Source organism: Brevundimonas sp. DS20 (assembly GCF_001310255.1).
GTDB classification, from domain to species: domain Bacteria; phylum Pseudomonadota; class Alphaproteobacteria; order Caulobacterales; family Caulobacteraceae; genus Brevundimonas; species Brevundimonas aurantiaca.
In genome coordinates, this window is the sequence record NZ_CP012897.1 from 1,808,457 (window position 1) to 1,832,777 (window position 24,321).

The following is a 24,321-nucleotide window of genomic DNA, read 5'->3' on the forward strand; positions in this document are numbered from 1 at the left end:
GGTTCGTTCCATGAAGGTTCTCAGGCTGTCGACCCAGCTTCACAAATGGGTCGCCCTCGTGGTGGGGCTGCAGGTTCTGTTCTGGGTCGGCGGCGGTCTGGTCATGACCGTCATTCCGATCGAGACGGTGCGTAGCGAACATCGCGCGGCCGAACTCAAGCCGGCTCTGCTTGAGGTTGGAGCTCTTCCGACCCTCGCCGTCGTGGCCCGTCGCGCGGGCGTGGCCCCTGTCGAGGCGGAGCTGCGCACGACGCCGCGCGGACCCGCCTGGACTTTGAAACCGGCGGACGGAGAGCCCGTCGTCGTGTCCGCCGTCACGGGCCTTCCGTTCGGGCCGATGTCCGCTGGCGAGGCCTCGGCGTTCGCCCGGACGGGCTACAAGGGCGAGGCGAAGGTGTCCGACGCCGTGCTGCTGGCCATGGCGCCTCAGGAAACCGGCCGGACAGGACCGCTCTGGAGGGTCGATTTCGCCGACCGCGAACGGACGACCTTCTATCTGTCGCCGGCCACCGGAGAGGTCGTGACGCGCCGCTCGGGCGTCTGGCGGTTCTATGACTTCTTCTGGCGGCTCCACATCATGGACTGGAAGACCGGCGAGAACTTCAACCATCCGCTGATCATCATCACGACCTTCCTCACCCTGAGCATCGTGATCACCGGGATCATCCTGCTATGGATCCGCCTGGCGCGTGATCTGAAGGCTTTCCGGGCGTCTCGGCGGACGGGCGGTTCGAGTTGATGCGGGTTGCGCCCGGGCGCGGGCGGGTGGTCAGGTCAGGCGGTGAGAGATTTCGGTCAGGCCTCGCAGGTCGGAGCCGAAGCGCGCGATCGATCCCCGGTGCCGGTCCAACTCCCCATAGGGCAGATATCGGACGTCCAGGTCCGAGATCCGGCTGAAAGCCGGCCGCTGGAGCTGGGCCCGGACATCGCCTTCCCGGCTGTCCGGCGCCACCAGAAAGAGACCGGCGGACGTGTGGAGTTCACCCGAGAGCGCCAGATCCAGCATGCGCACCACGCCGGAATAGATGGTGGTGGAGTGCTCGACTTCGAAGGCCGCCGCTACGCGATCCGGCGAGGCATCGAGCCAGAGGACGTCGATCAGACGGATCGACTCGGCGCCAGCGCCGTTCGCCAGCGCCGTCGGAAGTTGATCGAGACAGCCCTCGCCGAGACGCGCGCCGTCATGGAGCCGGCTCCGGTCGTTGGCGGCGATCCAGACCCGATAGCCGAGCGCGCGTCCCAGATCACGAAGCCAGGCCTGGATTTCCGTGTGCGTGCGATCCGTCTCGCGTTGCTGCGCCGTCGCCTTCTCGAACTTCAGGGCTTCCGCGCGGGCTTGGGCGAGCCGTTCTTCCCACCCCTGGCGCGAGAGCGCGTCACCGGCGGGGGGCGGCGCCGGATACCGCCCTGACCCGACATCGAACAGGAATCCCGCGAGGGCGCCCAGATCGTTCGACAGAAGGTCACGATATCGGGCGTTCAGCGCCAGGAGGCCCTCCCGCATGGCCAGATAATGTTCCCAGCTGCCGAGCTTCACCTTCGAGCCGGTGATCGCGTTGTAACCGTTGACGATGGCGGTGTTGAACGGGGGCGCATGCGTGGGGTGCAGGAAATAGATCAGGTTGGCGACGGCCGGCCCGAGGCCCTTGATCTTGAGTTGATCGATCGTGCGGATGCCGGAGAGAATCTCGTCGGCTGTGGAACAGCCGCTGCAATGATGCAGCAGGCGGCCGAAGGCGCGCTGGTTCGCCGGGTTCTCGTAGATGTCGGGGATCCTCAACTTGGGCTTCCACAGAAAGGCGTGGTCGGCGCCCTTGAAGATCTGTCGCTGCTCGGCGACGGAATGGACGATGGTCTCCAGGGACGAGCCGCGATAGGCGACACCGAAGCGGCCCGTCTCGATCTCCTCGACTACCTGGCCGATGCCCCGGCGGATCGACCGGAAATTCTTCAGCCGTTCATCCCACAGGAACCAGGTCTGGTAGGTCGCCGAGGGATCGTTACGCCATTGCGCGATGAGGTCTCGAAGTCTGTCCGGCACGCCATCCTCTCAGATCCTGAATCTTCCCTCCCAGCGTAAGCGGGTCTGCGCTGAAGCGCCACTGGAGCGGCTCTTCTGCGGTCGATCATGCTCCCGACGGACGGCGATGAAGGGCGTTCGTCATGGTCGCGACTGAAGCGGACGGCGCGCGCCGTCCGGCGCGGTCGCGTCTTGACTCGAAGGGCCTCGAAGCGCCTATCTCGGCCGCCATGTGGAATATTGTCCGCGTCCTTCTGTTCGCCCTCGCGGTGGCCGGGTTCATCGGCCAGTCGTCGGCGCACGCCACTCCGGTTCAGGTGTTCGAGGCGACGGCGGCAATGCCGGAGGCGGACTGCGCCGAGATGATGGACATGGCGGACGAAGCCGTCGACGACGCCGAAGGCCCGTGCAGCAAGATGACGCCGGATTGCATCGCCAAGATGGGCTGCGCCGCCGTCGCCTCGCCGATGCCGCCCGCGCCGGCGATCGAGCATCCGCTCGGGTCGGGGGCGAAATCGTTCGCCGAGGTCGATGTCGCGCTGGAAGGCGCGGGTCCGCTTCCACTGAAGAGTCCGCCCAAACCGCTGTCGTAGACTGCTTTCGCTGATCGGAAAGCCGCGCACCGCTTCGCGGCGTCCGCCGATCGACTGAGGTCTGCGCCTGCGTCACGCCGCGAGGTGGACGCGGCGGTTATCGAGAATTCTCATGATCATTCGCTTCGGCACGGCGGCCTCTGTCGTGCGCCGTCTTTCGGCCGTTCCCTTGCCGCGACGCGTGCGGCGGCCTTGCTGGTTGGGCGCCGTTCACCGGCCGTGGCCACTGTCGGCAGTCCTCGTGGTGGCACTCTGGACCGCGCCGGCCCGCGCCGATCCTCAGACCTTCGACGAGGCTCTGGCCCGCGCCGCCAGCGATGCGCCGCGCCTGAGAGCCAGCGCTCTGGGCGTCGACGCGGCTCGGGCCGCCGCGCCCGCCGCCGGGCGTCTGCCGGATCCGCGTCTCAAATTCGGCCTCGACGGTTTTCCGGTGACTGGGCCGTTGGCGGGCCAGTTCGGCGAGGACGATTTCACCGCCCTGCGGATCGGGGTCGAGCAGGATCTGCCGAGCCGGGCGCGCCGCCGGGCGGAGCGGGACCTGGCCGAGGCCGCCGTCGGCGTCGCCGTGGCGGATGAGGCCACCGCCCTGCGGGAGGTTCGGATCGCGGCCGGCGTGGCCTGGATCGACCTCTACTACGCGGACCGCAAGCTGGCGGTCGTCGATCAGATTCTGGCGACCCTGCAACCCCTCTGGGAGGCGGCCCCGTCCGGCGTGGCCTCGGGCTCCGAACGGCCGGCCGCCGCCCTGATCCCGATCCAGCTGAAGGCGGCCCTGGACGACCGCCGGAGCCGGCTCCTCGCGGATCGGGACGCGGCCCGGGCCGAGCTGACCCGCTGGACCGGCGATCCGGCGGCGAGCACGCAGGGAGAGCCGCCCCGGGCGGGACTCGATCCCACGCGTCTGCGAGCGGGACTCGAGGATTTGCCGGCGCTCCGGGCCTACGCCGCCGAGCGACGTCGCGCCGACGCCGAACTGGATCTGGCGCGCGCCGGCCGCCGGCCGGACTGGTCGGTGGAGGCCAGCTATCAACGTCGCGATCCCCGGTTCGGAGACATGGTGTCCGTGGGCGCCAGCGTCAGTCTGCCGCTTTTTCAGAGAGAACGTCAGGAATCCTTGATCGCCGCCCGGGCGGCCGACGCGCTGAGAGTGAGCTCGGAGCGCGATGCGACGCGGCGACGCCTGGAAGCCGATCTGCGGCGCGCCCTGGCCCGGCAGGCGACCGATCAGGACCTGTGGATCCGGGCGCGGGACGTGGTGCTGCCCGCTGTGGTGCAGCAATCAGACCTGGAGACGGCGGCCTATGCCGCCGGCCGCATCGGGATCGGCGACATCATCCGTGCTTTCACCGCCGTGGCGGAGGCCCGGCTCGACGTGCTGGACAAGGAAGCGGCGGCGGTTCGGGGCGCCGTCGAGATCAGCCTGACCTATGGGGGTGACAGATGACCGGATTTGGCGACAAGCGTCTGGCGATGGCGGCCGCGGCGCTCCTGCTGGTCGCCATCGGGGCCGGCGCGGGCGTCCTGATCTCCCAGCGGACGGGAAGCGGGGCGAATGACGCCGCTACGGAGCGGAAGGTGCTCTACTGGTACGATCCAATGGTCCCGAACGAACGGTATCCGGGGCCAGGCAAGTCGTCCATGAACATGGACACCATCCCGAAATACGCGGACGAGGTGGGTTCGGGGGCTGGCGTCCGCATCGATCCGTCGCTGACCCAGAACCTGGGCGCCCGGTTCGCCTTCGTGCGTCGCGGCGTGCTGGAGGCCGATGCCGAGGCCACCGCCGTCATCGACTTCAACCAGCGCGACATCGCCGTGGTCCAGGCGCGCGCGGACGGATTCGTGCGAAGGGTCTACGATCGGGCGCCGGGCGATGTGATCGCCGCCGGCGCGCCCCTGGTGGACCTGCTCATCCCGTCCTGGGGCGGCGCCCAGGCCGAATATCTGGCGGTGCGACGCACCGGCGATACGTCCCTGATCCGCGCGGCGCGGCAGCGACTGGTCCTGTTGGGCATGTCCGAGGCGTTGATCGCCGCGATCGAGCGCAGCGGGCGGGCGCGAAACACCATCACGATCACGGCGCCCGCCGGCGGCGTGGTCAAGACCTTGGGCGTGCGTTCGGGCATGAGCGTGGCTCAGGGCGCGACCTTGGCCGAAATCAACGGCCTGACGACCGTCTGGCTCAACGCCGCCATTCCGGAGGCGTTGGCGGGCCAGCTGCGGGTCGGGCAATCCGTCGCGGTCACCCTGGCCGCATTCCCGGGCGAGCGCTTCACCGGCCGCCTGACCGCCCTGTTGCCGGAGCTCGTCGGCGATAGCCGTACGGTCACCGCGCGAATAGAAATGGACAGTCGGGGAGGGCGTCTCAGGCCCGGCATGTTCGGCCGCATCACCTTCGGCGGCGGTTCGACCTCGGCTCTGCTCGTGCCGACCGAGGCGGTGATCCGGACCGGCGAGCGTGACCTCGTCATGCTCGCCCTCCCGGAAGGCCGCTTTCAGGCGGCGGAGGTCCGCATCGGACGGGAAGCCGGCGGCCGGACCGAGGTTCTCGCCGGCCTCAGGGAGGGCGAACGGATCGTCGCGTCGGGCCAGTTCCTGATCGACTCCGAAGCCAATATGTCGGGGGTCGCGGCCCGGCCGATCGGGGAGGTCGAACGGGCCGCCGCCGCGCCGTTGGCCGAAGGCCGGTCGGTCGCCGGCGGGCCGGCGGCGTCCGCTGCGCGCGCGAGGCCCGCGCAATGATCACTGCCGTCATTCGCGCCTCGGTCAAGGGGCGTTTCCTCGTCCTGATGGCCGCCTTCGCCCTGCTCGCGGCCGGCCTGTGGGCGGTGCGAAGCACGCCGGTCGACGCCCTGCCGGACCTGTCGGATGTGCAGGTCATCATCCGCACCAACTTCCCGGGCCAGGCGCCCCAGATCGTCGAGAACCAGGTCACCTATCCGCTGGCGACGACCATGCTGTCGGTGCCCGGCGCGCGGACGGTGCGGGGCTACTCCTTTTTCGGGGACAGCTTCGTCTATGTGCTTTTCGAGGACGGGACCGATCTCTACTGGGCCCGGTCCCGGGTGCTGGAATATCTGAACCAGGTTCAAGCGCGGCTTCCGGCCACGGTCCAACCGGCGCTGGGTCCCGACGCCACCGGCGTGGGATGGGTCTATGAGTACGCCCTGGTCGATCGGACCGGCCGCCACGATCTGGCGCAGTTGCGCAGCCTGCAGGACTGGTTTCTCCGCTACGAGCTGAAGACCGTGCCGGGCGTGGCGGAGGTCGCCAGCCTGGGCGGCATGGTGCGGCAGTATCAGGTGGTGCTCGACCCCGTCCGGCTCGCCGCGTACGGCGTGACCCATCAGGCCGCGGTGGAGGCCATCCAGCGCGCCAACGGCGAAACGGGCGGGTCCGTGCTGGAGCTTGCCGAGGCCGAGTATATGGTGCGCGCCAACGGCTATCTGACCGAGCTGGAGGACTTCCGGGCCATACCGCTCCGCACCGCGGCCGGCGGGGTTCCGATCCGGCTCGGCGATGTCGCCACGGTTCAGATCGGTCCGGAGATGCGGCGCGGGATCGCCGAATTGAACGGGCAGGGCGAGGTCGCCGGCGGCGTCGTCATCCTCCGGTCCGGCGGGAACGCGCGGTCAACGATCGCCGCCGTCGCCGAGAAGCTCGAGACGCTCAAGGCCGGACTGCCCCCGGGCGTCGAGGTCGTGACCACCTACGACAGGTCCCGGCTCATCGATCGGGCGATCGAGAACCTGAGCGGCAAGCTGATCGAGGAATTCCTCATCGTCGCCCTGGTCTGCGGCCTGTTCCTCTGGCACGCGCGATCCGCGCTTGTCGCCATCCTGACACTGCCGCTCGGCGTGCTGGCGGCCTTCCTGGTCATGAATGTGCAGGGGGTGAACGCCAACATCATGTCGCTGGGCGGGATCGCCATCGCCATCGGGGCCATGGTCGATGCGGCGGTGGTCATGATCGAGAACGCCCATAAGCACATCGAGCGATGGGAGCACGATCATCCTGACGACAGGCTGGACGGCGAAACCCGCTGGGCCGTGATCACCGAGGCCGCCGTCGAGGTCGGGCCTGCGCTGTTCCTCAGCCTGGTGATCATCACCCTGTCGTTCATCCCCGTGTTCAGCCTGCAGGCGCAGGAAGGCCGGTTGTTCGCGCCTCTGGCCTTCACCAAGAGCTATGCGATGGCGGCGGCCGCGATCCTGTCGATCACCCTCGTCCCCGTGCTGATGGGCTATCTGATCCGCGGGCGGATACCGGCGGAGCGGAGCAATCCGATCAATCGCTGGCTGACACATGCCTATTGCGGACCTTTGGACTGGGTGCTCAGATATCCGAAGCGGACCCTGCTGATCGCCCTCGCGGCCTTCACGACCACGGCCTGGCCGTTGAGTCAGCTGGGCGGCGAGTTCATGCCGGCGATGGATGAAGGCGACCTGCTCTACATGCCGTCCGCACAGCCCGGCCTGTCCGCCGCCGAGGCCGCGGAACTGCTGCAGCAGACGGACCGCATGATCCGCACGGTGCCGGAAGTGGCGACCGTGTTCGGCAAGGCGGGCCGGGCGGAAACCGCGACGGATCCGGCTCCGCTGGAAATGTTTGAGACCACCATTCAGTTCAAACCGCGCGATGAATGGCGCCACGGCATGACTCCGGAGAAGCTGGTCGAGGAGCTCGACCGCGCGGTTCAGGTGCCGGGATTGTCCAACGTCTGGGTTCCGCCCATCCGCAATCGCATCGACATGCTGGCGACGGGCATCAAGAGCCCGGTCGGCGTCAAGGTGTCCGGCGCTGACCTCGGTCAGATCGACCGCATCGCCGCCGAGGTCGAAGAGATCGCCCGATCCGTGCCAGGCGTGAGCTCGGCGCTGGCCGAGCGGCTGACGGGCGGCCGTTACATCGATATCGACATCGACCGCGACGCGGCGGGCCGGTACGGGCTCAACATCGCCGATGTGCAGTCGATCGTCTCCGGCGCGATCGGCGGCGAGACCATCGGCCAGACCGTGGAGGGCGTGGCGCGCTATCCCATCAGCGTGCGCTATCCGCGCGAGTTGAGGGACAGCGTGGAGCAGCTGCGAGCCCTGCCGATCCTGACGCCTTCAGGCCAGCAGATCACCCTGGGCACCGTCGCCGATCTGCGGGTCGCCGACGGGCCGCCGATGCTGAAGTCCGAGAACGGCCGGCCGACCACCTGGGTCTATGTCGACGTGCGGGGACGCGACCTGGCCTCGGTCGTCGCGGATCTGCGTCGAGCGGTGGCCAGCGATGTCACCCTCACGCCTGGCGTGAGCATCGCCTACTCGGGCCAGTTCGAATATCTCGAACGGGCGACCGCGCGGCTCAGGATCGTTGTCCCGGCCACGCTGGCGATCATCTTCATCCTGCTCTACCTGACCTTCGGGCGCTTCGACGAAGCCCTGCTGATCATGGCCACCCTGCCGTTCGCCCTGACCGGGGGGATCTGGCTGCTCTATCTACTCGGCTTTCACCAGTCCGTCGCCACCGGCGTCGGCTTCATCGCCCTGGCCGGCCTCTCGGCCGAGTTCGGCGTGGTGATGCTGATCTATCTGAAGCACGCATTGAAGGATCGCGGAGCCGACCCCGATCGCGGACAGGTCGAAGACGCCGTTCGCGAAGGCGCCCTGCTGCGGGTCCGGCCCAAGGCCATGACGGTCGCCGTTGTCCTCGCGGGCCTGTTTCCGATTCTGATCGGCCACGGCGCGGGCTCGGAAGTAATGAGCCGGATCGCCGCGCCGGTGATCGGAGGCATGATCACCGCGCCTTTGCTCTCGATGCTCGTTATCCCGGCGGGCTATCTTCTCCTCAGGCGCCGCAAGGCCCGTTCGACCCTCTCAACCCAAGGAGCGACTCCATGACTCGAACCTTTATCGCACTCGCCGGCGCGGTCATGATGCTATCGGCCTGCGGCCAACCCGCAGACCCGGCCGCCGAACCGGACGCTGCCGCTCCCGTCGACACGGCTTCCGCGGCCGGCGCGACGGACACGGCGACATCCCCTGCTGCGGGCTCCAGATCCGGCAGCGGCGCGGGCGTGGTCACCGCCGTGGATGCGGCGGCCGGCACCGTGACGATCAATCACGAGGCTATTCCGGCGGTCGGCTGGCCAGCGATGACGATGAGCTTCACGGCAGACCCCGCCGTGGTACAGCAAGCCGCTGTCGGGGATCGCGTCGAGTTCGACCTGACCGTTCAGGGCAACGCGGGTGAAGTCACCGCCATTCGCCCGGAATAGCCGGACTCGCCTTCACCGTTCGTGCGGGGCGTTGTCAGCGCACGCACGGTGAAGGCGGTGCTCCATCAACGGCTCGACGGAGTGATCGTGCCAGCCGCCTCCCGGCACGCCTCTTCGCAGCGGCGGCAGGCCTCGGCGCAGATGCGGCAATGTTCATGCATGTCCGCGTGCTTGTCGCACTCCGCGGCGCAGGCCGCGCAGATGTCGGCGCAAACCTCGAGCTGGCCCTTGATGACCGCCTCGTTGCTCCCCGTGCGGCGCGCGCCGACCGCGCCGGCGGCCGCGCAGACGTCGGCGCAGTCGAGGTTGAGCCGAATGCATTGTACGAGATCGGCGACCATGGCTTCGCCGAGACAGGCGTCGGCGCAGATGCGGCAGGTCGCGGCGCACGCGTAGGCCGCCTCGACGGCGCGGATCAGCGCGTCGTTGGTCGAGCCTTTGACGTGAGGATGGGCGCTGATCATGGACTGGATATGCATGGGATTCTCCGATGGCGGACTCGGTCAACCCGCCGGAACGGCCGCCGTTCCCCGGTGATCGCGTGCGCCGTGAAACGTGAACAGCGTGCCTCCCCGGACGCACAGCTAGGCTGGGATCACGCTGTCCGGTCATGCTCCTGAGGGCCTATCTGCGGTCGGCAAGCGCCCCATCCTCCACCCGAATACGCCACGCCAGAAGCATGGCGTTAGCGATGGTCCATGCGAGGGCGATCCAGATTTGGCCGAACGCGAGCGGCAGGACGAGGATTTCGAGGGACGCGATCACATATTTTGGGTGACGAGTGAACCGGTAGGGGCCGCGTCTTGGAACTGCAGCGCGATCACGATGGTCACGGCGAGGCCGGCGCAGAATTGGCGGAGCAGTCGCGTCAATACAGGTTTCCTGACCTTCGACCCATACTGGGTGACCCGGACTCGCGCAACGACTCGATCGTCGCACGGGTTTGAAGGCCGTCAGGCTTCCTTGAGCCGACGGGTCACGCCAGCCGCTGCGACCGCCTCCGGAGCGGGTTGTAGATCCAGCCTGTTCGTCAGATCGTTCGGTTGTGGTATCCCGTGTCAGCGAGGTATATCGGCTCGCTTCTCTCGCAAACCAAGCTTTCGGCATTGTCAATACATCTCGAAAGATGTCGTGATCACGCGCTTTTTACATCAGACTATTTCTTCATTGTTTTCAACATTCCTCGATCTATTCGGACTGCGACACGGCGCTGTTGACGCCCATTGGCATAAAGCCCATATGGATCAAATCATTACCAGCGTTCGTGTAATCGAGTGGGAGTGAGAGGCGGCGGGCATGCGGGTGCGACCTCTGGCGAAGGTGGGGGTTGCTGACAGGGCGACATTAGCGCTCTGGCTCGGCCAATGCGATCCTGTAGGACTACGGCGGTAGATTTGCAGGACGTATGCTCAGCCTATGCTCTTGAGTTGCGCCAGTTGTTGGCGCTCGATCCGCACTTGCCCACCCGTGCCCCGGTCGAAATCGCTGCGATCGGGACATCCGCCTCAAGCACTTCCGCCGCGTCGCAACCCGCTTCGACAAGCTGGCAAGAGACATCCTCGCCGCCGTCCTGCTGACCTCGACCCGCCTCTGGCTCAGGGCTTATGAGTCCAGAACCTAGGCGAACGGAGCGTCGACGGTCGTTTTTATCGACCGTCGACGCCGGCTTTGTAACAACTGCGCGACAGCGCCCGAAAAAAGGAGGGCATCCTCCCGGTGCGGGTGATTTCAGAGATCGCGGGCTTGCTGCCTTGTGAAGGCGCGTGCCAGTCTCTGTGGCCATGGGGGTTTCAGAAGACACAGCGCGTTGGCTTGCGCGAAGCGTGATGCCGCATGAGCCTGCGCTGCGCGCATGGTTGCGCCGGGCGGCATCGCCAGCCGACGTTGATGATATCGTGCAGGAAACCTACGCGAAACTGATCGGTGTCGCGGATGTCGGATCCATCCTTAACGTGCGCGCTTATCTTTTTCGCACGGCCCGGTCTGCTGCAGTCGATCGCTTAAGACGGAAGAGCGTGGTGCCGCTCGACGCCGTCGCAGATATTGACAGACTTCAGGTGGCGGCAGATGCGGTGACGCCAGAAGACGAAGTCGCGGGCCGAAACGAACTTCGGCTTCTCGCGAAAATGATTGACCGCCTTCCCGATAAGACACGCCGCATCTTCATTCTCAGTCGGGTCCAAGGACGCTCTCAAAAAGAGATTGCGCGGGAGACGGGATTCCCGGAAAGCACCGTCGAAAAGCACATAGCCAAGGCCTTTGTCCTCTTGATGGCCGCATACGCCGATGGAGGATATGATGCTCCAGATGCGTCTAGGTTGCGAAACGTGCGGATCGGACGAAGGGCGGATGGCAGAGACGGAAACGGCTGAAGAGATCGATCGCCGCGCCGCCCTGTGGGCCGCGCGGCTTGATCGTGGGCCGTTTTCACCGGCGCATCAGCGGGAATTCGACGCCTGGGCGGGAGAGGACCCACGTCGCCTGGGCGCGTTCGCCCGCGCCCGCGCCATAGCGGTTCATACCAGACAAGCGGCGGCCTTGGCAGGCGGACCCGTCGTCGAACAACCGATGGTCGCGCGACGCTCTCTGCTGGCGGCGGGCGTCGCTGTGGCGATGTTGAGCGGAACGGGTCTGGCCGCCGCCTACTGGCGGCGGTCTCAACGTCTCGACACGCAGCGCGGCGAGATTCGCTCGGTAACGCTGGATGACGGCAGCGTCGTCACGCTCAACACCCTGTCGCAGGTCAGCGTCCGCTATACGCGATCTGTGCGGGAAGTCGTCCTCATGTACGGCGAAGCCCTGTTCGAGGTGGCCGTCGATCCCGTGCGGCCGTTCGTCATGCGGGCTGCGGGCGCGGTGCTGACCACCTATGACGGCGCATTCCTGCTGAAGCGGCTGAATCAGGCGCCGCTCGAGATCGTCGCCTTGGCGGGATCGGTCCATATGCGGGTCGGGCGGGACAGGGCGCACATCCTGACCGCCAACCAGCTGATCAGCCTGGCCGGCGGCGAAGCGACCAGCCCTCGTTTCGTCGATGCGCCCCAAACCGGGCGGCTTCTCGCCTGGCGTGACGGAAAGATCGAGTTCCACAACGACAGCCTCGAACAGGCGGCCGCCGAGTTCGCGCGTTTCAGCGACGTTCCGATCCTGCTGGCGGATCGGGACGTGGCCGAAATGAAGATCACCGGCCTGTTCGAAGCGAACGATCCTGCGGCCTTCGCCCGGGCGGCGGCGCGCAGTCTGAACCTCCGCGCGGAAATCAGCTCGACCCGGATTCAGCTTCTTCACGGTTAAATATTTTCCGGACGCTGGAGGATTTCTGATCCCTGAACCGTCTTGTCTATGTCCGGTGCGCCGGGGGAACATAGACAGACGGATCGGGGGATCTCATGGTGTCGTGGAAGAGTTGGCTGGCGGCGGGCGTCGCCGGCGGGGTGCTTGTCATGGCCGCCCATGGGGCAGCTGCTCAGGTGAGGCAGTTCAATGTGGCGGCCCAGCCGCTCGCTCAAGCCATTCCTGACTTGGCGCGTCAGGCGGGCGTGACGATTTCAGCGCCCACAGGCCACCTCACGGGCCGCGTCGGACCCGCCGTCTCGGGGCAGATGGACGTCGAAGACGCGCTCAGCCGCCTGCTTGAAGGCACCGACCTCTACGTCGCCTCGCATGAGGGATCGACCATCATCCTGCAAAAGCGAACGCACGGCGACGGACGCGCAGCCGAGGTCGAAGAGGTCGTGGTCGTCGGTAGCCGGATCAGGGGGACACGCATAAACGAAGCCCTGCCGGTCACCGTCGTCGATCAGTCTGATCTGGATGCGATCGGCGCCGCAGACGGCGACGATCTTTACCGCTCCATCGCACAGATGGGCGACGTCGGTTTCAATGAGGCGGACAGCGACAACGGCGGGATCAACAATGCGCGGGGCGATGTGGCTTCGATCGATCTGCGTTCGATCGGCACGGGCAATACGCTGGTACTGCTGAACGGCCGGCGATTGGTGCCTCACCCCGGTACGCAGATTGAAGGCTATGTGCCGGTTCAGACGGTCAACACCAACGCCATCCCGACATTCGGCCTGCGTCGGGTCGAGGTTCTCGCGGACGGCGCTGCGGCGCTTTACGGCACCGACGCGGTGGCCGGCGTCGTCAACAACGTCCTGCGCGACAACTTCGAAGGCTTCACGGTCCAGGCCGCCATGGGGCACGACGAAGGGGGAATGGAGGAATATTCCTTCGATTTTCAGGCTGGCAAGGACTTCAACAACGGCAAGACCAACGTCTCAATCATGGGCGGCTACCTGACCCGGGATCCGCTCTACATCTGGGAACGCGACTATGCGACGGTCGCGGGACGGGTGGCCGCCTTCAACGGCCGCGCCTCTGGCCTCGACTATGGGACCTACAGCACGATCACGGCCTGGGCTGAGGGCATCAAGCTGGATCCGACGACCTACAAGAACGCGGGAACCACCACGCGCGTCAACGGAACGACCCTGACATCTACCGCCGGCACCTTCCACGTTCAGCCCAGCACCAACGCCGGCTGCATCGCCGGCGCCTATACGACGGGGACCTGTTTCGACAACTCAACCCTGTCGACGACGAGCGAGGACAACAATCTCCGATATGATCTGGACTCTATGCGGACCATCAGTTCGGCGGTGGACCGCGCCAATCTGTTCACCTTCATCAACCACGAGTTCGATAACGGCGTCGAGTTCTTCGGAGAGCTGAGCTACTACTGGGGCGAGACTTGGTCGCAGCGCCAGCAGGACACGCCGCTGGACACGCAGCGCGTCCTCATGTCGCCGACCGCCTACTGGAATCCTTTCGGCGCCACGGGCGTGACGGCTCGGCTGAGCGGATTGTCCGGGGTGCCGACAACGGGTTCAGCGATCCAGATTCAGGACTACCGTTTCGCCGATCTCGGCTATCGGGAGGTCGAGGTCGAAAACGTCACCACCCGATATCTGGGCGGTCTGCGCGGCGAACGCTTCGGCTTCGATTGGGAAAGCGCCTTGCTCTACAGCAAGGCCGAAACGACCGACGAAATGGACGGGGTCAGCATGACCTTGCTCCAGGACGCGATCAATAGGACGACGCCTGACGCCTATAATCCCTTTGTGGGCGGCGATCTGAACAGTCCCCGGAACGGCGCGACGGGTTTGAATAACCAGGAGACGATCGACAGTTTCATGGTCAAGGTCTACCGCTATGCCGAGACCGAGCTCATGCAGTGGGACTTCAAGGTCTCCAAGGGCGACTTCTATCCGGTGCCGGCTGGACATGTGGGCCTGGCGGCGGGGGTAGAAGCGCGTCGCGAAACCTTCGCTGAAGATCGCGACCCGCGTCTGGACGGAACGATCACCTTTACGGACCTGGCAGGCGTCGTATCCCAGAGCGACGTGATGGGCGTGTCCTACACCCCGGACAGCTCGGGCGCCCGCAACGTCTACTCGGCCTTCCTCGAACTGGCCGTACCGGTCGTTTCGCCCGAGATGAACATCCCGCTGGTGCAGTCGATCGACCTCCAGATTGCGGGTCGCGTGGAGAACTACACCCTGTTCGGAACGGTCGGGGCCCCGAAGATCGCGCTGGCCTATCGCCCGACGCCTTGGCTGATGTTCCGCAGCGCCTGGTCGGAAGGCTTCCGGGCGCCCAACCTGCTGCAACTCCACCAGCCGGATTTCGAACGCTCCAACAGCCGGCGTGATTACGCCGCCTGTGCGGTGCAACTCGCTATCGGCGCAATCCCGACGCTGACGACCAGCAACGACTACTGCACCAGCGAAGATCGGATCGAAAAACGGTCGGGGAACACGGACCTCAAGGCGGAGACCTCCGAGAACCTCAGCCTGGGCCTGGTGTTCGAACCCGAACTCTGGTCCGACCGGTTCGGCGACCTGACGCTGACCGTCGATTACTGGAAGATCCGGCAGGAGGATCTGGTCGGAATTTTCGGCGGTACGAACCAACTGATCAGGGACTACTACCTGCGTCAGATCGGTAGTTCGAACCCCAATGTGGTTCGCGATACGCCCAACGCCCAGCAGATCGCCGATGCGGCCGCAGCGGGCCTCGCGCCCGTCGGCGACCTCTTGTACATCACCGACGAGTACATGAACCTGCAGCCGCGCGAGTCTGAAGGCCTCGATTTCCGCCTCTTCTACACGCTGCGCGACACCCCGGTCGGCGACTGGCGGCTCAGCCTCAACGCCAGCCAGAAGCTGAAACTGTATCAGGAGGCCAGCGAACAGCATCAGATCCTGCTGGACGCCCTGGCCGACGGCACGATCGCGGGCGTGACGGTCGGCGGCGTGGAAGACCTGATCGGACAGAACGGCCGGCCGGAATGGAAGTTCACCGCGTCCCTGACGTGGGACCTGGGGCAGTGGACCTCAGGCTGGTACACCAGCTACGTCTCCGACTTCGTCGACACCAGCGCCACCTATGTGGATACCGACGACTATTGGGTGGTGGACGAGTGGCTGACCCACAACCTCTATGTCCAATACGAATTCGACAAGGGCGGCCCGCTGGACGGCGCCCGGGTCCGGATCGGCGCGCGCAATCTGTTCGACGAGGACCCGCCGCTGGCCGACGACCGGTTCGGCTACAACGGCAGCGTCCATTCCAACCGCGGCCGCTGGTGGTACGCCAGCATCCGCAAGTCCTTCTAATGGCGACGCCCGGGCGAGGCTGAGGCCTCGTCCGGGCCTCTCTGGAAATCGACATGTCCTCCCTTGCGCCTTCGGCGGGCTTGGCCCGACCGGTGCGGATCGTCACGCGCCTATGGTTCGCCACGCCGCTGTGGCGACGGATCCTGCTGGGTCTGGGGCTGGGCGTGCTCGCGGGCCTGGTGCTCGGAGAACGCGCCCAGGATCTGAAATGGATCGGCGACCTCTTCGTTCGGCTGATCCGCATGTTGGTGACCCCGCTGGTGTTCGTGACCGTCGCCGCCGGCGTGTCGGCCATGTCCGACCCGGCGCGTCTCGGAGCGGTCGGTCTCAAGACCATGGTTCTCTACTTCGGCTTGATGCTGGTGGGCGCCGCCGTCGGTCTGGGCCTGGGCGCGCTGATCCAGCCGGGCGCCGACGTCGATCTAGCGGGCGTCGCGCCCGCGCCTCTGGCCGACGCACAGGATCTCGCCGCCGTCCTCGCCGACATTGTGCCTTTGAACCCTATCGCGGCCATGGCCGAGGGCGACATTCTCGCCGTCATCTTCTTCGCCTTGTTGATCGGCGCCGCTCTGTTGGTGACGGGCGAGGACGGACGCCCCTTGCAGAAAGTTCTGGAGTCCGGATCGGCCGTGCTTCTGCGCGTCGTCCTGTTCGTAATGGAGCTGGCGCCGTTCGGCGTCTTCGCCCTCATCGCCTGGGTGATGGGAACCAGCGGGCCGTCGGCCTTCGTCAGCGTCCTGCGGCTGTCTTGCTGTGTTGTTGTCGGCGCGGCGTTTCAGACCTTCATCGTTCACGGCGCCGTACTGCGTCTTCTGGCGCGAACGCCGGTTCTGCCCTTCTATCGCGACATCGTAGACGCGGTGGCGGTGGCCTTTTCGACCTCGTCCAGCGCCGCGACCCTGCCTGTGGCGCTGCGGGTGGCCCAGAGAAATCTCGGCGTCAGCCCGGCGATCGCCTCGACGGTCTTGCCGCTCGGAGTGACCCTGAGCATGGACGGCACCGCCCTCTACGTCGGCCTCTTGGCCGCCTTTTCCGCCCAGGTTTTCGGCGTGGCCCTGGGGCCAGCCGACTATCTCGCCATAATGGCGGTCACCGCCATGGTGGCCCTGGGCGCCGCGCCCGTGCCTTCGGCCTCCCTGTTTCTGCTGGCGGCAGTGCTTTCAGTCATCGGTCTGGGGCCGGAGCAGACGGCCTTGATCGTCGGCTTCATCCTGCCCTTCGATCGGCCCCTGGACATGATCCGCACCGTGCCGAACTGCACCAGCGACCTGGCCGTCGCCGTCGCCGTCGCGCGGATGGAGGGCGAACTGGATTTCACAGCCTACAAGGAGAGACCGCTCGAATGACCCGTCCTCAACGCCATCTCTCGGCGCTCCTCGCCGCCCTTCTGGCCGCGGCGCCGGCCGTCCAGGCGCAGGAGCAGCCGCAAGCCCCGCTGAAATCTGATGCAGTTCACCACACGGTGATATCGAACACCGCCGTCCGGCAGGACTCGGCCACGGCTGAACAGCGGCTCGGCGAGCGGGTCGTGTTTCGCAGCATGGACGAGCCGCGAACCGAACTGGTCGGCTATCTGTTCCGGCCCGAGGGACCAACGCCCGAATCCGGCGCGCCGGCGGTCGTCCTGCTGCACGGCAGGGGCGGGGTCTATTCGTCCCTGGCCGACGGGGTCTATGAGGCGCGGAACCTGACGCTGCGACTCAAATTCTGGGCCGCGTACTGGACCGACCGGGGGTACTACGCCCTTGTCGTCGACAGTTTCGGGCCGCGAGGCTATCCGACCGGTTTCGCGGCCGGGACCTACAGTTCGCGACCGCCAGAGATCAACGAAGTGACGATCCGCCCCCTGGACGCCTATGGCGCGCTGCGGTTCCTGCGCAGCCTGGAGGGGGTGGCGGATGACCGGATCGGCCTGATGGGCTTCTCCAACGGCGCCAGCACTGTCCTTTCGGCCTTGGCTGACGACAAGCCCGGCGACATGCGGCGGATCGGCTTCCGGGCGGGTCTCGCCCTCTATCCGGGCTGCGGCCTCCAGGGACGGTTCCGGCGGGAGTACAAGACCTATGCGCCGGTCGAGGTCTTCATGGGAACGGCCGACCAGGAGGTGTCGCCCGAAAGCTGCCGGACCCTGGTTGATCGCGCTCAAGCGGCGGGCGCTTCAGTGAACCTGACCCTCTATCCGGATGCGGCCCACGGATTCGACGATCCCAGCCGCAGCCGCCAGGCGGTCGCCGCCAACGCAGCCGCGACTGAGGATCTTCGCGGCCGCGTCGACCGCTTCTTCGAAGTTCAGCTGGCGCCCCGCTGACTCCGGGGCCAGGCGAGAGGGGCGTCGGCGTCAGGCCGACGCCCCTTTTCCGATTCAGGAGCCCGCCGCTGTCGCCGGGCCGTAGAACAGGGCGTTGAACAACAGCCGCACCGAGGCCCGGGCCTGCGCGCGATTGATCACGTCCGGCCCCAGGATGATCAGCCGACCCTGCCCCATAGGCGCATCGACCACGGCGGCGGCGCCGGCCAGTTTCTCGGGCCCTATGGCCCAGCCGCTCGACACCACAGGGGTCGCTGGGTAACGGGCGGCGATCCGGGCGCCGTCGCGCACGGTGAAGGCCGCGTTTTCGTCGAAGAAGACATCCAGTCGCGCCGGCAGGCCGTAGGCCAGGGGCTCGGCCGGATCGACGTCCATCGCCAGCAAGGCGCCGGGGATGAAGAAGTCGGTGGAGGGCAGGGGCCTGTCCGCGTTCGAGAGCACGTCCTCGATCGGCGCCCCCAGGGCCAGGGCCAGTTTATGGGCCGATCCTGCGGTCACGATCGTGCCCCCGGCCTCAGCGAAGCGGGTCAGTTGCGGCAGGGTCTTCTCTCGCGTCACGGCGCCCAGCCAGGACCGATAGGCTTCGGGAATCGTCTCGGGATCCGGCTGTCCGCGCCCGCTCCCGTTGGGGAAGTCGCCGGGCAGCAGATCAGGCGCGAACACCAGGACGTCGAAATCCCTGTTCAGGTCACCTGCGTCGAGACGCTGGGGGTAAACGACCTCTAAGGGGAACTCGAACTGCTCCAGCAGCCAACGGGTCCAGCCTGCGGACATGGAGCCGCCGTAGCGATCCACCAGACCGATCCGCACCGGCTTCAGCGCCATGGCGTCGCCCGCCGGCGCGCGCGACACCGCCTCGGCGTTCAGGCCCAGCTCGGCGACCGCCTGTTCGACCAGGACGCGCGACGTCTCGCTTTCCGGAATCCACAGGGCGCCGGGCGCCAGGGTGCGCGCGCCGAGACGAACCTCGGTCTTCTGCCAGAACACCGGCTGCCCCGCCTTCAGCAGACGGTTGCTCAGGATGAAGCTGTTGATCGCTGCATGATCGACGACGAAGCCCGCGTCTCCCCGTCCGCGAATCTTACCGGCGGGCACGGCGATCAGGTCCGGCACGCGCTCCAGCGGCGCCTCGAACGGATCGAGAATCCGGTCGAACCTCACCCCCATCTGCAGCGCCAGCGTATAGCCGGTCGCGTCATAGGGCAGGACGGGGGGACCGTCGGGATATCGCAGGTCGTGCGGATGATCCTGCGGTTCGAACATGTCCAGCACATGCGGCCGATAGGCCTGGTTCGTCCGCACGATGAAGGATCCCGCCGGATAGGAGGTTCCGGCGATGGAGAAGGCGCGGGTCGCGCAATCCACGTCCACGCCGGTCTTGATCAGGCTGTTGAGGAAGGCGATCGCCGTCGGCAGATCGGCCTGGTCTGCCGGGATGACATAGGCGCGCGGATCGCGCAGCGCCGGATCACGCAGCACCTTGTCGTAAAGGGCGGGATCGGCGGTGCGGCCGGTCTGGCCCGCAGCCGCCTTCAGGGCGTCGATCCGCGACGGCGTGACGCGCCAGGTGTCGGTCTCGCCCCGCGCGATGGCGTTCGCCCCCATACGCCAGATGTTGAACAACAGCCGGTCGCGATTGCGCGAGGCATAGTCCAGCACCGCCCGATTGATCGACAGCGAATAGTCGATCGACTGCCGGAACCGCCAGGTCTGCGGCGCGATCGGGGCCGGCAGATCGTTCCGCGGCAACTGGTTGTCCGGAACCAGGGCGATGCGGCTCGGCGTCGGGTGCCCGGTGATCTCCGTCAACAGGCCGATGGCGTTATGAAAATAGGTGATCGACCGCTCCATCCCGTTGTTCCAGGTCGAATAGGGGGCGCCGCTGCGCATGGTCGCGCCGGGCTTTCCCTCGGCGACCAGCCGGTTGTGCATGGCGGCGGCGACTTCCGACAGGGTGGTCATCGCCAAGGGGTCGTAGTTGTAGTTGAAGGGATCCCGGAACGGCGGCATGAACACGACCGTCCCGGCCGGCGCCGGCTGATGGTGGTTGTAGACGATCTGAGGGAACCACTCCCGGAACAGCATCCGGTTGACGTTGGTCGTCTCCGTCATCGCCGACAGATAATAGTCGCGATTGTTGTCGTGGCCGACGTAGGCCTGATAGAGGCGCGGCAGGCTGGCGAACTCCCGCTTCTCCGGGTCCTCCTCCCGCATGTACCAGTCCGCCACCAGATCCCAGCCGTCCGGATTCAGTGGCGCGAACAGGATGATGACGTCGTCCAGCACCCGCAGGGCCTCGGGATCCTGAGCCGTCACCCATTCATGGATGCCGGCGATCAGGGCCTGGGGCGGCACGGTCTCGGTCGCATGCAGGCCGCCGTCGATCCAGACCACGGCCTTGCCCTCGGCCGCCAGGGCGCGCGCCTCGGCTTCGTCCACGCCTTCGGCCTTGGCCAGACGGCGGGCGATGTCGCGATAATGATCCAGGCGGGCGATGTTCGCCGGAGACGAGACGGCGGCCACATACTGCGTCCGCCCCTCGGTCGTCTTGCCGACCTCCATCAGCTTCATGCGGTCGGACTGGGCCGCAAGCGTGTGGAGATAGGCTTCGAACTGCCGATAGTTGATCAGCTGATAATCGTCGCCGACGTCATGTCCAAACGCCGCATTCGGGGAGGTGATATGGTCCGTGTGAGCGGCTGCCGGTCCCCCAAGCAGCGCGCTCGCGATTACAATCGCCGCCAGAATTCGGTTTAACATCTTCTATCTCCGTTCCCGTCCATTGATTTGGACGCACGGCGACCCGGGTTTCCTCCAACATGGCAACGCAGGCGCTCTAGGAAACGCATCGCACAAACGGGACCATGTCGGAGCTTGTCTCCTGGCAGGGCCGTCGGGTTTTCTAGATCCAGGGTCGGCAATCGCACTCCTTTAGCTGGGACCCGCAGACGCTAGCTCGCTTGGGTGATCGACGCCATCGGTGGTGTTCACGACGCCGCCATAAGAGTGGCCCACCAGAATAACGTCGCCCTATTCCGGTCCTGCGCGAGGTCGATGGAACCTCCTTGGTCGCTACGCCCGACCACGAGCCGGCCGCCATTATCGCCTATGTGGAGTGACTTGGGCGCCGACCGGCCGTCAAGCCGACGGCGCCCGACTGAGCCTTTGATCTGTGTCAGGCCGGCTGTCGGATCCGCGCCCTCGCTTTCCCATATGATCGGCCAGATCGCGACATCAGATGGGATGTCGACGCTGTTCAGGATGTGCGAGGTGGTGATGCGCCCATGGTTTCGGAAGCCAGCGTGTCGCCCGTTTCGCGAGGCGCAGCCCGTCGCGCCAGAATGATCATTCCTATCGACGTCAGGACGGGGCCGGCGGCCATGAACCCGCGCAAACCCTCCGGGGTCACGCCCGGATGAATTGCGGCGGCGACGATCAGCACGCCCAGCGCCAGGGTGATTTTCGCCAGGGCGCTGAAGATGGCGAAGGCGAGGCCCTGACGGTGGGCCGGAAGGCGGGACGCCCAGTCGCTGAAGCTGGCCCATTTCGCCATGCCCAGACCGCCGTTGCCCAGGCCGAACAGCCAGGCGCCGATGACGAAGGCGATTGGCGCGTCGAACGGCGCCAGGAGGAAGATCACGGCCCCGGCGGCCTGGAGCAGAGCCGAAACCGTGAAAAGGGCGATGCGGCGCGACGGTGGAAAGACCATGAGCCAGAGCGGTTGGCCGCAGCAGACGCCTGCGGCGGCGGCGATGATGAGGGCGCCGCCCGTCGTCGAGGAAGCGAAGGCGCGGGCCGCGAAGTAAGGCTCCAACTTCTGAAACAGAGAAGGGCCCAACATCATCAGGACCATCATGGCGAACAGGGGCCATAGGGCCGCCAAGCCGAGGCTCGGTCCTTTCAACGGAGACTGCACGTCAAGGTCGGCTGGATCCGAGCCCCTCAGGCGCCGGTTCAACAGAACCGCCGTCGTGATGGCGACCAGGGCCGCGATCAGCGCCAGGACGATGAGCATGACGCCGCCGCCGCCGCGCCGCTCAGCGGCGATCAGGGGCCCGACCACGGCGGCCACGCTCAGATTGCCCAGGCCGCTGGCGAAGATGCGCGTGACCGCAACACGCGATCGCGCCTCAACCTCTGCGGTCGCATTGGCCATCAGGGAGTTCTGAGAGACGTCATAGACGGCGAAGGCGAGGCGAAACAAGACGCCCGTCGTCAGGGCCCAGCCCACGCGCATCGGATAGGGAAGCAGGGCGGTTGCGACCACCCCCACCAAGGCGACGCCGCTAAAGATCGCGCCGAGGGATTGCAGCCCGGCTGCGCGCCTCATGCCCGCCGACCGGCGAAACAGGATGCGCCCAGCCTGAAGATCGAAGATCGCACTGATAAGAAAACCGATCGCCAAGACGCCGGCCATATGGGCGGGCGTCAGACCTGCAACCTCGGTCAGAAAGAAGGCGAACAGAACCTCTCCGCCGTACCAGAACAGACTCTTTCCGTAGTGAGCTGCACCATAGACGGCGGTTGTGGACCACCGGTCACGCCTGCCCAGCACCGAAACGCCCCCTGTCTCCCGGAAGCTTTTCTGACGCGTCCTAGAGGCTTTCACCTTAGCAGCCGCTTGTGACGGTCTCGCAACTGGGGCGCTGGGCGTCGCCGCAGCCAATCTGGGCGGTTTGGGCAGGCAATACCTTAGTCCTGGTCAATGGACGAGGCATCGCCGGCGCGGCCGGGATCAAAGACGGTTTCGCAAACCTGAGCGGTATTCCGCTGAGCGCCGCGGAGCGCGCGGATATCACCCAGGCGGGTTCCTCGGCCGTTTACGGATCAGACGCCCGTCGCTCACCTCACCACCAGATCGAATAGACCAGGATCAGGAAGGCGATGACGCCGACCCCGGCCAGGTTGAAGCCGAGCGAGGTCTTGTAGCTGATCTTGTCCAGCTTGATCTTCATGGCGTCGGGCTTGGCCGGCACCAGCAGCGATACGACCACCGCCGCGATCAGCGAGACGATGAAGACGACGCCGACGCGGTTCATGAAGGGGAAGATGAACTGACCCGTCTCCTGCAGCCACCAGAAGACGGCCGACAGAACCACCGAGCCGATGGCGGCGGTCAGGGCGCCGGCTTCGGACGCGCGCTTCCAGAACAGGCCCAGCATGAAGATGACGACGATGCCCGGCGTGAAGAAGCCCGTGAACTCCTGGATGAACTGGAAGGCCTGGTCGAAGCCGCCCAGCAGGGGACGGGCGGTCAGGATGCCGATGATCACGGCGGCGACGGCGGCGATGCGGCCGACCGTGACCAGTTGATGCTCGGGCACGTCCTTCTTGATCTTGGCGTAGAGGTCCAGGGTGAAGATGGTCGAGATCGAATTCACCTTGGACGCCAGCGAGGCGATGATGGCGGCGATCAGGGCGGCGAAGACCAGACCCTTCAGACCGACCGGCAGCAGGTTCATCATTGACGGATAGGCCTGGTCCGGCGCCGACAGGTTCGGGGCCAGCACCAGGGCGGCCATGCCGGGCAGGACCACGATCACCGGCATAAGCAGCTTCAGATAGGCGGCGAAGGCGATGCCCTTCTGGGCTTCGGGCAGGGACTTGGCGGCCAGGGCGCGCTGGATGATGTACTGGTTGAAGCCCCAGTAGCTGATGTTCATGATCCACAGCCCGCCCAGCAGGACGGCGATCCCCGGCAACTCCTGATAGTGAGGATTATCCGGCGACAGGATCATGTCGAACTTGTCGGGGAACTCGGTCAGCAGGGTGTTGAAGCCGGCCAGCGCGCCGCCCGCGCCGCCGATGGTCGACAGGGCGATGAAGCCGATGATCAGGCCGCCGCAGACCAGCAGGGCCACCTGGACGATGTCGGTCAGGGCCACGGCCTTCAGACCGCCCCACAGCTGATAGGCCAGGGCGAAGACGCCGATGGCGACGATGGCGTAGTCCTGGTTGAAGCCCGTGACCGTGTGAACGGCGATGGCGCCCAGCCACAGGATCGAGGTCACGTTCACGAAGACGTAGAGCAGCAGCCAGAAGACAGCCATCACGTTTCGGATCGTCGGCCCGTACCGCTGCTGCAGGAACTGCGGCATGGTGACGATTTCGTTGCGCAGGAAGATCGGCAGGAAGAATTTCCCGACGATCAGCAGGGTGAGCGCCGCCATCCATTCATAGGAGGCGATGCCCAGGCCGATCACATAGCCGGACCCGCTCATGCCGATGATCTGTTCGGCCGAGATGTTGGCCGCAATCAGCGAGGCGCCGATAGCCCACCACGGCAGGCTCTTGGAGGCCATGAAATAGTCGGTGGAGGTCTTCTGCTCGCCGCCCTTGCTGCGAGAAACCCACTGGGCCAGGCCGAAGATGAAGACCGCGTAGATCGCCAGGATCGCCAGATCGACGCTTGCGAGCGACATAGTGTATCCCCCCGTTCGGCCCATTCATTCGAG

General features: G+C 66.2%; 18 protein-coding genes and 1 pseudogene. 13 read left to right on the top strand and 6 right to left on the bottom strand.

Annotation, left to right across the window (positions count from 1 at the left end; genetic code table 11):
• The first annotated feature begins 10 nt into the window (after window positions 1-10).
• Window positions 11-739 (top strand): PepSY domain-containing protein, encoded by a 729-nt coding sequence (locus JL11_RS08775; protein ID WP_054765338.1) that lies wholly within the window; start codon window positions 11-13, stop codon window positions 737-739.
• A gap of 30 nt (window positions 740-769) precedes the next feature.
• Here JL11_RS08775 and JL11_RS08780 read toward each other — a convergent pair whose 3' ends face one another.
• Entirely contained in the window at window positions 770-2,041 is a 1,272-nt protein-coding gene (locus JL11_RS08780) for a hypothetical protein (RefSeq protein ID WP_054765339.1), read from the bottom strand.
• A gap of 122 nt (window positions 2,042-2,163) precedes the next feature.
• Here JL11_RS08780 and JL11_RS08785 point away from each other — a divergent pair, with 122 nt between their 5' ends.
• The 5 genes from JL11_RS08785 to JL11_RS08805 all read left to right on the top strand — a co-directional run bounded on the left by JL11_RS08785 (window position 2,164) and on the right by JL11_RS08805 (window position 8,878).
• The gene (locus tag JL11_RS08785) at window positions 2,164-2,613 is read left to right on the top strand and encodes a hypothetical protein (RefSeq protein WP_224761380.1); all 450 of its coding nucleotides are present in this window, start codon (window positions 2,164-2,166) and stop codon (window positions 2,611-2,613) included.
• A gap of 241 nt (window positions 2,614-2,854) precedes the next feature.
• Complete coding sequence (locus tag JL11_RS08790; RefSeq protein WP_224761382.1) at window positions 2,855-4,057, top strand: TolC family protein; 1,203 nt, start codon at window positions 2,855-2,857, stop codon at window positions 4,055-4,057.
• On the top strand, window positions 4,054-5,355 hold the full coding sequence (locus JL11_RS08795) for an efflux RND transporter periplasmic adaptor subunit (protein ID WP_082382655.1): 1,302 nt from the start codon (window positions 4,054-4,056) through the stop codon (window positions 5,353-5,355). Before JL11_RS08790 ends, JL11_RS08795 begins: the two co-directional genes overlap by 4 nt.
• The gene (locus JL11_RS08800; protein WP_054765340.1) at window positions 5,352-8,501 is read left to right on the top strand and encodes an efflux RND transporter permease subunit; all 3,150 of its coding nucleotides are present in this window, start codon (window positions 5,352-5,354) and stop codon (window positions 8,499-8,501) included. The genes JL11_RS08795 and JL11_RS08800 overlap by 4 nt, the downstream gene beginning before the upstream one ends.
• Complete coding sequence (locus JL11_RS08805; RefSeq protein WP_054765341.1) at window positions 8,498-8,878, top strand: copper-binding protein; 381 nt, start codon at window positions 8,498-8,500, stop codon at window positions 8,876-8,878. The genes JL11_RS08800 and JL11_RS08805 overlap by 4 nt, the downstream gene beginning before the upstream one ends.
• Before the next feature lie 65 nt (window positions 8,879-8,943).
• On the opposite strand, the gene JL11_RS08810 is transcribed toward JL11_RS08805, so the two are convergent.
• Window positions 8,944-9,357, bottom strand: coding sequence for a hypothetical protein (locus tag JL11_RS08810; RefSeq protein WP_054765342.1), 414 nt, complete (start codon window positions 9,355-9,357; stop codon window positions 8,944-8,946).
• Between the two features lie 145 nt (window positions 9,358-9,502).
• Entirely contained in the window at window positions 9,503-9,985 is a 483-nt protein-coding gene (locus JL11_RS18235; RefSeq protein WP_082382656.1) for an isoprenylcysteine carboxylmethyltransferase family protein, read from the bottom strand.
• A gap of 394 nt (window positions 9,986-10,379) precedes the next feature.
• Here JL11_RS18235 and JL11_RS17495 point away from each other — a divergent pair.
• The 6 genes and pseudogenes from JL11_RS17495 to JL11_RS08835 all read left to right on the top strand — a co-directional run.
• Window positions 10,380-10,499, top strand: a pseudogene (locus tag JL11_RS17495) (IS5/IS1182 family transposase); the annotation flags it as partial.
• A 205-nt stretch (window positions 10,500-10,704) separates the two neighbouring features.
• The gene (locus JL11_RS17220) at window positions 10,705-11,250 is read left to right on the top strand and encodes an RNA polymerase sigma factor (protein ID WP_182713699.1); all 546 of its coding nucleotides are present in this window, start codon (window positions 10,705-10,707) and stop codon (window positions 11,248-11,250) included.
• Window positions 11,228-12,172, top strand: a complete 945-nt coding sequence (locus JL11_RS08820; protein ID WP_054765344.1) for a FecR family protein — start codon at window positions 11,228-11,230, stop codon at window positions 12,170-12,172. The genes JL11_RS17220 and JL11_RS08820 overlap by 23 nt, the downstream gene beginning before the upstream one ends.
• Window positions 12,173-12,267: 95 nt before the next feature.
• Window positions 12,268-15,558 (top strand): TonB-dependent receptor, encoded by a 3,291-nt coding sequence (locus tag JL11_RS08825; protein ID WP_054765345.1) that lies wholly within the window; start codon window positions 12,268-12,270, stop codon window positions 15,556-15,558.
• A 53-nt stretch (window positions 15,559-15,611) separates the two neighbouring features.
• Window positions 15,612-16,904 carry a dicarboxylate/amino acid:cation symporter gene (locus JL11_RS08830; protein ID WP_197273293.1) on the top strand — a complete coding sequence of 431 codons (1,293 nt, stop codon included), beginning with the start codon at window positions 15,612-15,614 and terminating at the stop codon, window positions 16,902-16,904.
• On the top strand, window positions 16,901-17,866 hold the full coding sequence (locus JL11_RS08835) for a dienelactone hydrolase family protein (protein ID WP_054765346.1): 966 nt from the start codon (window positions 16,901-16,903) through the stop codon (window positions 17,864-17,866). Before JL11_RS08830 ends, JL11_RS08835 begins: the two co-directional genes overlap by 4 nt.
• 54 nt (window positions 17,867-17,920) lie before the next feature.
• On the opposite strand, the gene JL11_RS08840 is transcribed toward JL11_RS08835, so the two are convergent.
• Together JL11_RS08840 and JL11_RS08845 are read right to left on the bottom strand one after the other, a co-directional pair.
• Window positions 17,921-20,626: a M14 family metallopeptidase gene (locus JL11_RS08840; protein WP_054765347.1), complete on the bottom strand. Its 2,706-nt coding sequence runs from the start codon at window positions 20,624-20,626 to the stop codon at window positions 17,921-17,923.
• A 496-nt stretch (window positions 20,627-21,122) separates the two neighbouring features.
• Window positions 21,123-22,421: an MFS transporter gene (locus JL11_RS08845; protein ID WP_054765348.1), complete on the bottom strand. Its 1,299-nt coding sequence runs from the start codon at window positions 22,419-22,421 to the stop codon at window positions 21,123-21,125.
• Window positions 22,422-22,489: 68 nt separating this feature from the next.
• Here JL11_RS08845 and JL11_RS17225 point away from each other — a divergent pair, with 68 nt between their 5' ends.
• The gene (locus JL11_RS17225) at window positions 22,490-22,732 is read left to right on the top strand and encodes a TonB-dependent receptor plug domain-containing protein (protein ID WP_152949854.1); all 243 of its coding nucleotides are present in this window, start codon (window positions 22,490-22,492) and stop codon (window positions 22,730-22,732) included.
• On the opposite strand, the gene JL11_RS08850 is transcribed toward JL11_RS17225, so the two are convergent.
• A complete protein-coding gene (locus JL11_RS08850) occupies window positions 22,714-24,288 on the bottom strand; it encodes a sodium/sugar symporter (protein ID WP_054765349.1) in 1,575 nt (524 codons plus the stop codon). The genes JL11_RS17225 and JL11_RS08850 overlap by 19 nt on opposite strands.
• Between the last annotated feature and the right edge of the window lie 33 nt (window positions 24,289-24,321).

Coding starts and splice junctions, on each gene's coding strand:
- JL11_RS08820 (WP_054765344.1), top strand. CDS start 11,228: ATGGCAGAGACGGAAACGGCTGAAGAGATCGATCGCCGCGCCGCCCTG.
- JL11_RS08825 (WP_054765345.1), top strand. CDS start 12,268: ATGGTGTCGTGGAAGAGTTGGCTGGCGGCGGGCGTCGCCGGCGGGGTG.
- JL11_RS17220 (WP_182713699.1), top strand. CDS start 10,705: ATGCCGCATGAGCCTGCGCTGCGCGCATGGTTGCGCCGGGCGGCATCG.
- JL11_RS08810 (WP_054765342.1), bottom strand. CDS start 9,357: ATGCATATCCAGTCCATGATCAGCGCCCATCCTCACGTCAAAGGCTCG.
- JL11_RS08800 (WP_054765340.1), top strand. CDS start 5,352: ATGATCACTGCCGTCATTCGCGCCTCGGTCAAGGGGCGTTTCCTCGTC.
- JL11_RS08775 (WP_054765338.1), top strand. CDS start 11: ATGAAGGTTCTCAGGCTGTCGACCCAGCTTCACAAATGGGTCGCCCTC.
- JL11_RS18235 (WP_082382656.1), bottom strand. CDS start 9,985: ATGCCGAAAGCTTGGTTTGCGAGAGAAGCGAGCCGATATACCTCGCTG.
- JL11_RS08840 (WP_054765347.1), bottom strand. CDS start 20,626: ATGTTAAACCGAATTCTGGCGGCGATTGTAATCGCGAGCGCGCTGCTT.
- JL11_RS08805 (WP_054765341.1), top strand. CDS start 8,498: ATGACTCGAACCTTTATCGCACTCGCCGGCGCGGTCATGATGCTATCG.
- JL11_RS08850 (WP_054765349.1), bottom strand. CDS start 24,288: ATGTCGCTCGCAAGCGTCGATCTGGCGATCCTGGCGATCTACGCGGTC.
- JL11_RS08830 (WP_197273293.1), top strand. CDS start 15,612: ATGTCCTCCCTTGCGCCTTCGGCGGGCTTGGCCCGACCGGTGCGGATC.
- JL11_RS08795 (WP_082382655.1), top strand. CDS start 4,054: ATGACCGGATTTGGCGACAAGCGTCTGGCGATGGCGGCCGCGGCGCTC.
- JL11_RS08835 (WP_054765346.1), top strand. CDS start 16,901: ATGACCCGTCCTCAACGCCATCTCTCGGCGCTCCTCGCCGCCCTTCTG.
- JL11_RS08785 (WP_224761380.1), top strand. CDS start 2,164: ATGGTCGCGACTGAAGCGGACGGCGCGCGCCGTCCGGCGCGGTCGCGT.